The organism is Pseudoalteromonas sp. ABV4_021, from assembly GCF_056159365.1.
The window spans coordinates 1273552-1286558 of sequence record NZ_JBSWVB010000001.1 but is presented as its reverse complement, the minus strand read 5'-3'; the positions used below and the strand labels follow the sequence as shown (position 1 = coordinate 1286558).

General features: G+C 42.6%; 13 protein-coding genes. 9 read left to right on the top strand and 4 right to left on the bottom strand.

Annotated elements, in window-relative coordinates; all coding sequences use genetic code 11:
* The first annotated feature begins 107 nt into the window (after nt 1–107).
* The 7 genes from ACXAFE_RS06110 to ACXAFE_RS06080 all read left to right on the top strand — a co-directional run bounded on the left by ACXAFE_RS06110 (nt 108) and on the right by ACXAFE_RS06080 (nt 6567).
* A complete protein-coding gene (locus ACXAFE_RS06110; RefSeq protein WP_475150079.1) occupies nt 108–1304 on the top strand; it encodes an acetate kinase in 1197 nt (398 codons plus the stop codon).
* Nucleotides 1304–3451, top strand: coding sequence for a phosphate acetyltransferase (gene pta, locus ACXAFE_RS06105; protein WP_010560291.1), 2148 nt, complete (start codon nt 1304–1306; stop codon nt 3449–3451). The genes ACXAFE_RS06110 and pta overlap by 1 nt, the downstream gene beginning before the upstream one ends.
* 79 nt (nt 3452–3530) lie before the next feature.
* Nucleotides 3531–3917: an ACT domain-containing protein gene (locus tag ACXAFE_RS06100; RefSeq protein WP_475150075.1), complete on the top strand. Its 387-nt coding sequence runs from the start codon at nt 3531–3533 to the stop codon at nt 3915–3917.
* Nucleotides 3917–4429: a PTS glucose transporter subunit IIA gene (locus ACXAFE_RS06095; protein ID WP_475150073.1), complete on the top strand. Its 513-nt coding sequence runs from the start codon at nt 3917–3919 to the stop codon at nt 4427–4429. Before ACXAFE_RS06100 ends, ACXAFE_RS06095 begins: the two co-directional genes overlap by 1 nt.
* Nucleotides 4422–4766 carry an ArsC family reductase gene (locus ACXAFE_RS06090; protein WP_475150071.1) on the top strand — a complete coding sequence of 115 codons (345 nt, stop codon included), beginning with the start codon at nt 4422–4424 and terminating at the stop codon, nt 4764–4766. Before ACXAFE_RS06095 ends, ACXAFE_RS06090 begins: the two co-directional genes overlap by 8 nt.
* A complete protein-coding gene (gene dapE, locus ACXAFE_RS06085) occupies nt 4763–5896 on the top strand; it encodes a succinyl-diaminopimelate desuccinylase (protein WP_475150067.1) in 1134 nt (377 codons plus the stop codon). Before ACXAFE_RS06090 ends, dapE begins: the two co-directional genes overlap by 4 nt.
* The gene (locus tag ACXAFE_RS06080; RefSeq protein ID WP_475150066.1) at nt 5884–6567 is read left to right on the top strand and encodes a M15 family metallopeptidase; all 684 of its coding nucleotides are present in this window, start codon (nt 5884–5886) and stop codon (nt 6565–6567) included. Before dapE ends, ACXAFE_RS06080 begins: the two co-directional genes overlap by 13 nt.
* On the opposite strand, the gene ACXAFE_RS06075 is transcribed toward ACXAFE_RS06080, so the two are convergent.
* Nucleotides 6548–7765 (bottom strand): pyridoxal phosphate-dependent aminotransferase, encoded by a 1218-nt coding sequence (locus tag ACXAFE_RS06075; RefSeq protein WP_475150060.1) that lies wholly within the window; start codon nt 7763–7765, stop codon nt 6548–6550. The genes ACXAFE_RS06080 and ACXAFE_RS06075 overlap by 20 nt on opposite strands.
* A 194-nt stretch (nt 7766–7959) precedes the next feature.
* Nucleotides 7960–8301, bottom strand: a complete 342-nt coding sequence (locus ACXAFE_RS06070; RefSeq protein ID WP_237128603.1) for an Hpt domain-containing protein — start codon at nt 8299–8301, stop codon at nt 7960–7962.
* A gap of 196 nt (nt 8302–8497) precedes the next feature.
* On the opposite strand from ACXAFE_RS06070, the gene ACXAFE_RS06065 reads away from it, so the two are divergent.
* Nucleotides 8498–9091 (top strand): tRNA-uridine aminocarboxypropyltransferase, encoded by a 594-nt coding sequence (locus tag ACXAFE_RS06065; RefSeq protein ID WP_475150057.1) that lies wholly within the window; start codon nt 8498–8500, stop codon nt 9089–9091.
* Here ACXAFE_RS06065 and dcd read toward each other — a convergent pair.
* Both dcd and apbC read right to left on the bottom strand, forming a co-directional pair.
* A complete protein-coding gene (gene dcd / locus ACXAFE_RS06060; protein WP_010560300.1) occupies nt 9088–9678 on the bottom strand; it encodes a dCTP deaminase in 591 nt (196 codons plus the stop codon). The genes ACXAFE_RS06065 and dcd overlap by 4 nt on opposite strands.
* Before the next feature lie 2 nt (nt 9679–9680).
* Complete coding sequence (gene apbC / locus ACXAFE_RS06055) at nt 9681–10793, bottom strand: iron-sulfur cluster carrier protein ApbC (RefSeq protein WP_475150050.1); 1113 nt, start codon at nt 10791–10793, stop codon at nt 9681–9683.
* A gap of 173 nt (nt 10794–10966) precedes the next feature.
* Here apbC and metG point away from each other — a divergent pair, with 173 nt between their 5' ends.
* On the top strand, nt 10967–12994 hold the full coding sequence (metG, locus tag ACXAFE_RS06050; RefSeq protein WP_475150046.1) for a methionine--tRNA ligase: 2028 nt from the start codon (nt 10967–10969) through the stop codon (nt 12992–12994).
* The last annotated feature ends 13 nt before the right edge of the window (nt 12995–13007 follow it).

Genomic DNA, 13007 nt, shown 5'->3' with positions numbered 1-13007 from the left:
TTACCTAACGAAAAAGTAAATTTTAGGGTAAAATTGCAACTAATAAAGTCAAGTATACCATAGTCTGAAATGACTGCCGAAAAATCTATTTAAGGAAACCATTAACTATGTCGCACAATGTGCTCGTATTAAATTGTGGAAGTTCAAGTTTAAAATTTGCCATTATCGATGCCACAACTGGCGCAGCAAGCCTAACGGGTTTAGCCGAGTGTTTATCACTTGATAATGCATCGCTAAGTTACAAACTTAACGGTGAAAAGCATAAAATCGAATTACCAAAAGGGGCACAGCACGACACTGCCATTGCAGAAATCGTTAATCTAATTAAACAGCAAAACTTAAGTAGTAGCTTAATTGCGGTAGGCCATCGTGTCGTTCATGGCGGTGAAGCATTTACCGGCTCAGTAATCATTGATAGCGCTGTATTAAATAGCATCGAAAGCAATGTTGCCCTCGCACCACTTCACAACCCAGCGAATTTAATGGGTATTCGCGCAGCACAAGCGGCATTTGCAAACTTACCGCAAGTTGCAGTATTTGATACGGCATTCCACCAAACAATGGAAAAGCAAGCTTACTTATATGCGCTGCCGCTTTCGCTATACAAAGAGCACGGTGTGCGCCGTTACGGTTTCCATGGCACGAGTCACTTCTTTGTTGCAAATGAAGCCGCTAAGTTAATTAACAAGCCAATTGAACAAAGCGCGATTATTACTGCACACTTAGGCAATGGCTGCTCTGTTACAGCAGTTAAAAATGGTAAAAGTGTTGATACCAGTATGGGCTTAACACCGCTTGAAGGCCTTGTAATGGGCACGCGTTCAGGCGATTTAGACGCAGGCTTATACAACTATTTATCAACAACACTTGACTACTCAAACAGCCAAATCGACGCATTACTTAATAAACAAAGTGGCTTACTTGGCTTAAGCGAACTTTCAAGCGATTGCCGAGAAATTGAAGAAGCGGCCGAGCAAAATCATGTACAAGCTAAGCTTGCTCTCGATGTGTTTTGTTACCGCCTTGCTAAATATATCGCGTCATACGTTGTACCATTAGGCCAGCTTGATGCCATTGTTTTTACTGGTGGTATTGGCGAAAACTCATCGCTTATACGTGAAAAAGTCATTCAATTACTGGCTTATTTTGCCTTTGAACTTGATAACGATGCCAACCTTGCGGCACGCTTTGGCAATAGTGGCGTAATCGCGTCAAACCCATTAGGTGCAAAAGTGCTTGTTGTGCCAACCAATGAAGAATGGGTTATCGCGATGGATGCACATAAGCTTGTGGAGGCACGCTAATGTCACATCGTATTATGCTTATTCCCGTATCAACGGGCGTTGGCCTTACCTCGGTTTCTGTGGGCTTAGTACGTGCCCTTGAAAAAAAATCGGTAAAAGTTAACTTTTTTAAACCTATTTCTCAGCCTCGCGGTAAAAAAACAGGGCCAGAGTTATCTACCGAAATCGTTAAAATTGGCTCAACCATTAACCCTGCGAAATCAATCGATTTACATACCGCAGAGCAAATGATTGGCGACGGTAAAACTGAAGTTTTACTTGAAGAAATTGTCGGACGTTTTGAAAAACACGTTGGCAAAGATGATGTTGCAATTATTGAAGGTATGGTACCGACACGTAAGCAACCTTATGTTGGCCGAGTAAACCGTGAAATTGCGCAAACCCTTGGTGCGCACATCGTATTTGTTTTAACGCCAAGTAACGATGACGTAGACGAAATTGAAGACCGTATTGAGCTAGCAGCGAGTTTATACGGTGGCGTTGAACACCCTCGCGTACTTGGTTGTATTTTCAATAAAGTAAATGCACCTCTCGATGAAGAAGGTAATATTCGCACTGACTTTATCGAGCCAAGTAATGATGAAAGCTTGCAAATTGAGCTTAATCGCATTGCATCACTGCCACTATTTCGTAAAAAGCCGTTTAAGCTATTGGGCTCGGTACCTTGGTACCAAGATTTAGTTGCACCGCGTGTAATGGACTTAGCCAAGCACCTCAACGCCGAAATTTTAAATTACGGTGATATCGAGCACCGCCGCTTAAGAAGCGTTACATTCTGTGCACGTACCGTATCAAATATTCTTAATCACTTTTCACCGGGTGCATTATTAGTAACCCCAGGCGATCGCTCTGATGTATTAGTTGCAGCCTGTTTATCAGCAATGAATGGTACAAAAATTGGGGCGGTCCTGTTAACAGGTGGTTTTAAGCCTGAAGAACGCATTTTAAAATTGTGCGAACAAGCATTTGATACTGGTCTGCCAATTATTTGTACAGAAAACGACACCTGGCGCACCTCGATTCTACTGCAAAGCTTTAACCTTGAAGTACCGGTAGACGATGAACAACGTATCGAAAAAGTAAAAGACCACAATGCCCGTCATATCGATAAAGATTGGTTAGAATCACTGACGCAAGGCGTTGCGCTTAATCGTAAAATGTCTCCGCCAGCATTTCGTCATTTACTGTCATCTACTGCACGTTCAGCGCAAAAAACCATTGTCTTACCTGAAGGTAACGAACCGCGCACAATTAAAGCTGCGGCAATTTGCGGCGAGCGTAACATTGCCCGTACTGTTTTACTTGGTGACCGTGAAGAAATTGAACGTATTGCTGAGCAACAAGGTGTACAGCTAAACGATAACGTTGAAATTCAAGATCCGAGCATTGTACGACAAAACTACATTGCGCCTATGGTTGAGCTACGTAAACACAAAGGCTTAACTGAAGTGATTGCCGAAGAACAACTGCAAGATAACGTAGTGTTAGGCACCATGATGCTTGCAGAGAATAAAGTTGATGGTCTTGTTTCGGGCGCGGTGCACACCACAGCCAATACAATTCGTCCGCCGCTACAACTGATTAAAACAGCGCCGAATAGCTCACTGGTATCATCCGTGTTCTTCATGCTTTTACCAGATCAAGTATTGGTTTACGGTGACTGTGCAATTAACCCTGATCCTACTGCAGAGCAACTAGCCGATATCGCTATTCAATCGGCTGACAGCGCAGCCGCATTTGGAATTGAACCACGCGTTGCGATGATCAGCTACAGTACAGGTACATCAGGTACCGGTGATGACGTTGAAAAAGTACGTTTAGCAACCGAACTTGCTCAGGCAAAGCGCCCTGACCTATTAATTGATGGTCCACTGCAATACGACGCTGCAATTATGGAAAGCGTAGCGAAGAAAAAAGCACCAGACAGTAAAGTTGCCGGTAAAGCAACCGTGTTTGTATTCCCAGACCTCAACACAGGTAATACAACATACAAAGCAGTACAACGAAGCGCTGATCTGATTTCTATCGGTCCAATGCTGCAAGGTATGCGCAAGCCGGTAAACGATTTATCGCGTGGTGCCTTGGTAGACGACATTGTTTACACCATTGCATTAACTGCGATACAGGCAACGCAAGAAAGCCGCTGATCAGGTTGAAAATAGCCTTACAGATGATATTTTTTTTGATATTGTAAGGCTATAAACCACAAGGATTTTTGGGAGTAATATGTCTCAACAAACGTTAGCCGTAATGCAAGAAACCTTTACGATTCACAGTTTTGACGTAGACACACCTATTCCACCAGCCGTTTATCAAAGCAAGGTGTTTTTTATTGCGCGCACCTATGATGAGCTCTCGGTTGTATGCCCATCCCATGTAAAACTTGATTCAAACGAGCAAGAAGAGGATTGGGCAGCGCTCGAGGTTTTAGGCCCTCTTGGGTTTTCTATGACCGGTATTCTTTCTAATATTTCGGGCGTACTGGCAAGTGCAAAGATCTCCATTTTCGCAATCTCAACATTTGATACCGATTATATCTTGGTGAAGAAATCATTAATTAATGACGCCGCAACTCACTTATCAAAAGCAGGCTATAAAGTGGTTGATAGATAATGCGCGTGTTAAAACAAGATTTTTACAGCGTTAAACATGCAGCCCTTGCTATTCACGCGCCATTTTCCGGTCGGGTGATAAGCCAAAGTGACGCCGCAAATCCATTAGTACGCAATCAATTGTTGGGATTAGGGATTGAATTAGAAATCAGCAATTATCAGCTTTTTGCCCCTTTCTCAGGCACTCTGCTCTCAGTCAACCAAGGTGGTTTAGAGTTTGTCTTTAAATCAAAGCAAGGCCTTAAATTGCTGGTTCTCGTCAATCTAGATGAACAATCTCTACCAATGACAGGCTTCAAACAACACCTAAAAGCTGGCGATTTGGTTTCCGCTGGGCAACTTGTCGCGAGCTTTGATTTTCGTAAACAACACCACAGTGTTTTCGCGAGCATTTTACTGCTTGAGCCTGAGCGCTTAAACAAAGTGCTTGATAAATGTTACTATCAAGCGAGCCGCGTAACCGCTGCAAACGATATTTTATTTAAATTAACAAAACGAATTAATCATGATTAAACTTTTTGGCATTCCAAACTGCGACACAATTAAAAAAGCAAAAAAGTGGCTTGAAAAAAACAACATCGAATACACTTTTCACGACTACCGCAAAGACGGTGTAGACTCAGAGATGATAAATACCTTTTGCCAACAGCTAGATTGGCAACAAGTATTGAATAAGCGCGGCACGACCTATCGCCAACTCGATGATGCTACTAAAGAGAGCCTAAACGCCGAATCTGCTGTGGCACTATTAGTAGAGCAACCAGCCATGATTAAGCGCCCTATTTTAGAAAAAGATGGCGAATTACATTTAGGCTTTAAAGCAGACCAATACCAAAGTATTTTTTCATGAGTGATTACAATGTAGTAAGCCTTACGCAAGCGCTTATTCAAAAGCCTTCAGTGACACCCGATGATGCTGGCTGCCAAGATTTAATGGCCGAGCTGCTAACGCCGCTCGGGTTTAATATTGAGTCTTTATTTTTTACCGACACATTAAACATGTGGGCGCGCAAAGGCACTGAAGCGCCATTATTCTGTTTTGCAGGTCACACCGACGTGGTACCAACTGGACCAACAGATGCATGGCATCAACCACCGTTTTCGGGTAATTTACTCGACGGTTATATTCACGGTCGCGGCGCCGCTGATATGAAAGGCTCGCTTGCGGCTATGCTGATTGCCACAAAGCGTTTTGTTGAAAAACACCCAAATCATAAAGGAAGTATCGCCTTTTTAATCACCTCAGACGAAGAAGGCCCGTTTATTAACGGCACAACTAAGGTGATTGATGTATTAGAAGCGCGTAATGAAAAAATTGATATGTGCTTAGTGGGCGAACCTTCATCTAGCCATACCTTAGGGGATGTAGTTAAAAATGGTCGCCGTGGTTCATTAACCGGGTTTGTTACTGTGAAAGGTGTGCAAGGCCATGTCGCCTACCCGCATCTTGCAAAAAACCCAATTCATTTAGCTGCCCCCGCATTGGATGAACTGGCAAATACGCAATGGGATACCGGCAACGAATACTTCCCAGCCACTAGTTTCCAAATCTCAAATATCAATGGTGGTACTGGTGCTGGTAATGTGATCCCTGGCAGCGTTGAAGTGCAGTTTAACTTTCGCTATAGCACTGAAGTAACCGCAGATGAGCTCACTGCGCGTACTGTTGCTATTTTAGACCATCACGGACTTGAATATGATATTCGCTGGGTTTACAACGGATTACCTTTTTTAACCGATGAAGGCCCGCTACTTGAAGCCACCGTAGCGGCCATTAAAGATGTACAGCATATTGATACATCGGTTGAAACCACAGGTGGTACATCTGACGGGCGTTTTATTGCACAAACAGGCGCACAAGTAGTCGAACTGGGCCCTATCAATGCAACCATTCATAAAGTTAATGAGTGTGTAAACGCTCGCGATCTTGAGATCCTTGCTGATATTTATGAGGCCATTTTAGTTAAATGTTTAACCTAGATGAGCAGGCTGCGCTTGGTCTTACGCAGGCGCATTTATGCGATTATCACGGTCGCCTAGTTGAGCAATCTATTACACGCGACCTTAAGCAAATGCAAGTTGCAGCAAGCAAATGCAATATTATTCTCTCTCTTGCCTCTAGCTTTCGCGATTTTGAAAGGCAAAGCCTTATTTGGAACAATAAGTTTAATCAAATCAGACCTGTGTTCGATATCAACGACCAGCCAGTCGATTTAACTCACTTAAATGAACAAGACAAATGCCAAGCAATCATGTTGTTTAGCGCGATTCCTGGGGCGAGCCGACACCACTTTGGCACCGATCTGGACGTATTTGACGCAAATAAGGTCAATGATGATTATCAATTGGCGCTTAGCCAACAAGAGTATGCATCGGGTGGACCGTTTTTTGAACTTGCAAAGTGGCTAGAACAACACGCTGAAACGTATGGATTTTTCTTGCCCTATAAGCAGTTTAATGGGGGCGTTGCGAAGGAGCCTTGGCATATTAGTCATATCAGCCGTGCGCAATATTACAGCAATATCCACTCTAAAGAATTGCTTGAAAAACTACTGATAAACTCAAATGTGGCAGGTTGGCCAAGTTTAGTTGACCAACTCGATACAATTTATCCTCAGTACGTCAGCAATATTAGCGCTGCTGGTAATTAGCAAAGAAGCGCTGTATTCCCTCTATCGCCGGGGTTAATTGGTCTGGATGTGGTAAAAATACAAGTCGGAAGTGATCTGGATCCGGCCAATTAAACGCACGCCCATGCACTAATAAAGTACGCTCTTGCTTAAGTAAATCTAAAATCAGCTTTTCGTCATCATCGACATTAAAGCGCTTACGTTCAAACTTAGCAAACGCATAAAGTGCGCCCTTTGGTTTTACACACGAAACACCATCAATGGCGTTTAAACCCTCATATGTCATATTGCGCTGCTGATACAATCTGCCGCCTGGCAATATCAGTTCGTCTATTGATTGCACACCACCCAATGCTTGTTGAATAGCATACTGTGCTGGTACGTTTGCGCACAAACGCATTGATGCAAGCATTTCTAACCCTTGCATATACTCATCTAATAAAGACACTTTGCCACTCAGTACCATCCAACCCATGCGAAGGCCTGCTGCGCGATAAGTTTTTGCTAAGCCATTAAAGGTAATAATCGGCACGTCATCACATAAGCTTGCGATCGAGGTGTATGGCGTATTGTCGTAGATAATTTTTTCGTAAATCTCGTCACTAAATACCAGTAAATTGTGCTCTCTTGCTAAACCTAACAGGTCATTAAGCAATGCTTTGTCGTAAACGGCGCCCGTTGGGTTATTTGGGTTAATCAGCACAATTGCTTTGGTATTCGACGTAATTTTACTTTTAATATCATTGATATCTGGAAACCAATCTTGCTCTTCATCACACAAATAATGCACTGGGTTACCACCAGCCAGCTTAACCGATGCCGTCCAAAGTGGATAATCAGGCGCTGGGATCAGTACTTCATCTTGGCTATTAAGCAAAGCTTGAGTCGCCATTTGAATAAGCTCACTAACGCCATTACCAATGAAAATATTGTCGATTGATAAATTTGAAAACTGTTTATTTTGGTAGTATTGATAAATAGAAACGCGGGCCGAATATAAGCCTTTTGAGTCACAGTAACCCTGTGCAGCACTCATATTTCGAATAATGTCTTTTAACATATCTTCTGGCATGTCAAAGCCAAAGGCGGCAGGGTTACCAATATTTAACTTTAATACCTGGTCCCCTTGATCTTCCATTTCGCGTGCCATTTTTAAAACTGGCCCACGAATGTCGTAACAAACCCCTTGTAACTTATCGCTTTTTTTAAACACTGCCAAACGTCCCCAAATACAATTTTTTGCGTTTACCTTAAACGCTCTATTTTTATAACAACCAAACGCGCAACGGACTTATGTCGCTACATAAGTCCGATAAAAGCATATATCAATTGAAAGCTAACGCGTGCTCAAGCCACAGGCTATCGCATTTGCATTAAAAGCGAAAGGATAAACACACTAATGGAATAAAATAATTAAACCAGTCTATTTATTGCGTCTTTAGTAGCAGAAATATGCGCGGGCAAAGCCGTTTTTAATTCGCTGGCTAGCGCCATATTTGACTCGTTAAGCGCGTGTTCGAGTTGTCTCGCGATTTGCGCAAGGGAGTCTGCACCAAATTGCGCCGCATTTGATTTTAAACTATGGGCATGTCGCGTTGCCTCAGTTAAATTACTGTCAAAATCGTTTTCAAGATCTTGATAAAGGCGGTCAAATTCTGTCAGACAGAATTCTAATGTAGGTAAAAATTGATCTTGCAACAGATCTTGCATAGCAAACAGTGCATCTGAATTAATGTTTACGTCTATTTCACTCATAGTAAGCTGTTAAAATATTTAACTTCCTTTAACATTAAACCAAGTTGTGCCTCTTTTCTATTCCGATTTAAAAATTAACTGTTAGTTCCTATATTTAGCACAATATTTAGTTTTTATTTAACCCATCAATCGGCGTGCTTGAATGAAGTAACACGGACTATTAAACTATTCATTTTAGCGACGATACTACACATCTATGGCCCGCCCCACTTGTAATACATGCCACTTTGTTAAAACTGATTGCATATGTGCACACGTTAAAACCCTTTCTAATCGCATTAACATCATTGTGTTGCAACACAAAGGCGAAGAAAAAAACGCAAAGAATACTGTGCGATTGGCCGAATTAATTTATTCAAATATTACGGTTCTAGTAGGTGAAACACCCAAAGATTTTGACGCACTTAAAAAACTGCCACAAAACTCCAGCGCACTCTTGTACCCAACAGAAGATGCTATGCCACTAGAAGATAACACTACCGCGTCACACCTTACCCATTTAATCGTGCTTGATGGTACCTGGAAAAAAGCGAATAAGCTGTTTTTTAGTCTGGATATTTTGAGTCAGTTAAAACAGGTGAGTTTTAGCCAGCTACCGGAAAACCGGTATCATATTCGTAAAGCCAACCGTATGGATAGTTTATCGAGTTTAGAGGCAATTGCTTACGCGCTTAACTTAACGGAAAAACTACCGATGGAACCCGCTTACACAGCTTTAGAGGCAATGATGGAGAATCAATTTAAGCACATGCCCGCAGAAGTGCGGGCACGCTATAAACAAAACGATTAAGACTGGCTATCGTCACTAATACGGCTAGCCACAGCGCCTGATTGGCCTTTGTATTTTGCGTCTTTACGGCGGTTATAAGGGTTCTCTGCCGGTCCAGACATGGTTTCAAAGCTCAGCGCCCCAATTTTCATATACGGGCGAAGGGCTAATGGCAATTTGCCAGAATTGTAAAATTCCAACACAATATTGCCCGACCAACCTGGATCAATTCGGTGAGCGGTTACGTGAACCATTAAGCCTAAACGCGCAAGCGACGAACGGCCATCTAACCAACCTACGATATCGTCAGGCAAAGTGACACTTTCATACGTGATAGCAAGGGCAAGTTCACCTGGGTGTAGGAAGAATGCTTCTCCCTCTTCTAGCACAATTTCATCGCTCATAATCGATTCCATTGCCGCAGACACCAACTCTTTTGGACCACTTAAATCAACATAGGGTGCTTTATGATCCTGAAATACACGAAATTTGTTGCCTAATCGTAAATCGACCGTCACACCGGAAATCATGTCATCTTTTGGTGCAGGATCAATGCTAATTTTACCCGCGTTTAGATACTCTTTTATATGGGTATCGCATAATCGCATAGTTAATCGTCCGTTATAATAATTTCGACGGGATTGCTGCCACTTCCTTGATAAAACAAATGACTAGCAATAAGTTTTGCCGCTCGATTATAAATGGCAACGAGCGCCTTGTCAGCATTATGTGAAATAAACTCACCTGCTTCGCCACTTTCGCGAATGGCATGGGCCAGCGGCACTTGGCCAAGTAATGGTACATCAATACGCTGAGCAAGTGCTTTACCACCGTCTTCACCAAATACATGGTTGATACCATTACAATGTTGACAGTGAAAGTAGCTCATATTTTCAAGTAAACCTAAAATTGGCACTTTAACTTTATTAAACATGTCGATGCCTTTATTGGCATCGGCAAGCGCTAAATCTTGCGGTGTCGTAACAATCACAGCGCCACTTGCTGGAATTTTTTGTGACATGGTGAGCTGAATATCCCCCGTACCCGGAGGCATGTCCACAATTAAATAATCAAGTTCAGGCCACGCGGTTTCGTTTAGTAACTGCATCAGCGCGGTCGATGCCATAGGACCCCGCCACACCGTGGCATCCTCTTTGCCTAGCAAAAAGCCAATAGACTGAGCCGCCAGTCCATCTTTCATTATCGGCAACAGGGTATTGTCATCTTTTGCTTCAGGTTTAGCATCTTCGAGCCCCAGTAATAACGGAATAGATGGGCCATAAATATCGGCATCTAGCACCCCGACGGCTGCACCATTTTGCTTTAACGCATGGGCCAAATTAACGGCACTGGTTGATTTACCGACACCACCTTTGCCACTGGCAACTAAGATAATATGTTTAATCATGCTATGGCGAAAAGGCTCGAGCAATTGCACCTGCACACGCACGTGCAACGGTTTTTGCAGTTGTTCTGAAAGAAACGCGGCGATTGCAGGCTGCTCTGTCGTGGCAGCAAAATGAAGCGTTAGTGCAACTTTAACACCGTCAACATCATCCACCGAGACTAAACTACACGCTTGTTTTAACCCCACTGGAAAGACGTCCGAGCGATAATCGCCGAGCAAACGGCTTATTTGCTCAAATAAGTCGGAATTGTGTGGTTTTTTCAGCGCTTTTTCGGCTGCTTTGGACCCTCGGAAAAGATTTTTAATATTAAACATGTAAATCTTCATTTGGCTAATGAAATACGCGCTGGAATTATGTAATATTCCTGACCTTAACTCCAGTTTTAAACTTAGCTTGTTGTACTGTTTAATATTCGCTTTCACAAGTTAGGTGTTACCCGTTGGGTATTTTAATGGTGTTGTCACCACACTAGTTTACGGTAAACGATATGTCGCAAAGAAAAATCTTAATTACAAGTGCATTGCCTTATGCAAATGGCCCGACTCACCTAGGCCATTTACTTGAATATATTCAAACGGATATCTGGTCGCGCTTCCAGAAATTACGTGGTCACGAAACGTATTATGTATGTGCCGATGACGCGCACGGTACGCCGATCATGCTAAACGCGCAAAAACAAGGTATTACACCAGAAGAAATGGTGGCGAATGTAAGTGTTGAGCGCCAGCGAGACTTTGCTGACTTTCATATTAAATTTGATAATTACCACAGCACTCACTCAGAGGAAAACAAACAGTTTTCTGAATTAATTTATAACCGTCTAAATGATGGCGGCTATATTAAAAAACGTACTATTTCTCAGCTATTTGACCAAGAGAAAGGTATTTTCTTACCAGATCGTTTCGTAACAGGCACGTGCCCTCGCTGTAAAGCAGAAGACCAAAATGGCGACAGCTGTGACGCATGTGGCGCAACTTACAGCCCCACTGAGCTGGAAGCACCAAAGTCTGTGATGTCTGGCTCAACGCCAGTATTAAAGGATTCTGAGCATTACTTCTTCGATTTACCAGCATTTGAAGGCATGTTGAAATCGTGGTTAACCTCAGGCGCAATTCAAGGCGAAATGGCAAACAAACTAAATGAGTGGTTTGAAGATGGCCTACAACAGTGGGATATCAGCCGTGATGCACCGTATTTTGGTTTCGAAATTCCTGGTGCACCCGGTAAATACTTCTACGTATGGTTAGATGCGCCTATTGGTTACATGGCAAGCTTTAAAAACTTGTGTGATAAATCTGGCCTAGATTTCGACGCATTTTGGTCAACCGATTCGGATGCCGAGCTATATCACTTTATTGGTAAAGACATTGTCTATTTCCACAGCCTGTTTTGGCCAGCAATGCTAGAAGGTGCTGGTTTTAGAAAGCCAAATAATGTATTTGCTCACGGTTTTGTGACGGTAAATGGCGCTAAAATGTCTAAATCAAAAGGCACCTTTATTAAAGCGCGCACATACCTAGATCACATTAACAACCCTGAGTACTTACGTTACTACTTCGCTGCGAAGCTAAACTCGGGTATTACTGATTTAGACTTAAACCTAGAAGATTTTGCTCAGCGCGTTAACTCTGACTTAGTCGGTAAAGTAGTTAATATTGCGAGCCGTTGCGCTGGCTTTATCAGCAAGAAATTTGATGGCAAATTAAGCACTGATATTGCAGAGCCTGAATTACTTGCTGAGTTTGTAAACGCACAAGAAAGTATTGCAGCTTCGTTTGAAAACCGTGAGTACAGCCGTGCCATTCGTGAAATTATGGCGTTAGCGGATAAAGCAAACCAATATATTGATGCTAAAGCACCGTGGGTGTTAATTAAGAACGAAGAGACCCAAAATGAAGCGCACCTTGTGTGTTCAATGGGTATTAACTTATTCAAGTTATTAATGACTTACTTAAAGCCTGTGCTTCCATCAATGGCCGAGCAAGTAGAGAGATTCTTAAATACTGAACTGACATGGCAAAGCATTAATACAGCACTAACTGGTCACGAAATTAGTAAGTTTAAAGCGCTTATGCAGCGTGTAGAAATGGATAAAGTTAACGCTATGCTTGAAGAATCAAAAGAAAGCCTTGCACCAGCAAAACCGGCAATTGACCCAAATAGCCCACTGGCGAAAGAGCCAATTGCTGACGAAATTGAGTTTAACGACTTTGCAAAGGTTGACCTACGCGTTGCTAAAATTGCAAAAGCAGAGCACGTCGAAGGCGCTGATAAGTTATTAAAGCTTACACTTGATTTAGGTGGTGAAACACGCCAAGTATTTGCAGGCATTAAGTCAGCTTATCAACCAGAAGATATTGAGGGTAAACTTACAGTTATGGTTGCAAACCTTAAACCACGTAAGATGCGCTTTGGTATGTCTGAAGGTATGGTGCTTGCTGCAGGTCCTGGCGGTAAAGAGATTTACATCTTAAACCCAGATGAAGGTTCAGAGCCGGGTATGCGTGTAATGTAACACCAGTTCTGTT

Excerpts from the sequence above, each read along its gene's own strand:
- ACXAFE_RS06080 (WP_475150066.1), top strand. The coding sequence starts at position 5,884 with ATGTTTAACCTAGATGAGCAGGCTGCGCTTGGTCTTACGCAGGCGCAT.
- pta (WP_010560291.1), top strand. The coding sequence starts at position 1,304 with ATGTCACATCGTATTATGCTTATTCCCGTATCAACGGGCGTTGGCCTT.
- ACXAFE_RS06095 (WP_475150073.1), top strand. The coding sequence starts at position 3,917 with ATGCGCGTGTTAAAACAAGATTTTTACAGCGTTAAACATGCAGCCCTT.
- dcd (WP_010560300.1), bottom strand. The coding sequence starts at position 9,678 with ATGCGATTATGCGATACCCATATAAAAGAGTATCTAAACGCGGGTAAA.
- dapE (WP_475150067.1), top strand. The coding sequence starts at position 4,763 with ATGAGTGATTACAATGTAGTAAGCCTTACGCAAGCGCTTATTCAAAAG.
- ACXAFE_RS06065 (WP_475150057.1), top strand. The coding sequence starts at position 8,498 with ATGGCCCGCCCCACTTGTAATACATGCCACTTTGTTAAAACTGATTGC.
- metG (WP_475150046.1), top strand. The coding sequence starts at position 10,967 with ATGTCGCAAAGAAAAATCTTAATTACAAGTGCATTGCCTTATGCAAAT.
- ACXAFE_RS06100 (WP_475150075.1), top strand. The coding sequence starts at position 3,531 with ATGTCTCAACAAACGTTAGCCGTAATGCAAGAAACCTTTACGATTCAC.
- apbC (WP_475150050.1), bottom strand. The coding sequence starts at position 10,793 with ATGTTTAATATTAAAAATCTTTTCCGAGGGTCCAAAGCAGCCGAAAAA.
- ACXAFE_RS06110 (WP_475150079.1), top strand. The coding sequence starts at position 108 with ATGTCGCACAATGTGCTCGTATTAAATTGTGGAAGTTCAAGTTTAAAA.
- ACXAFE_RS06070 (WP_237128603.1), bottom strand. The coding sequence starts at position 8,301 with ATGAGTGAAATAGACGTAAACATTAATTCAGATGCACTGTTTGCTATG.
- ACXAFE_RS06090 (WP_475150071.1), top strand. The coding sequence starts at position 4,422 with ATGATTAAACTTTTTGGCATTCCAAACTGCGACACAATTAAAAAAGCA.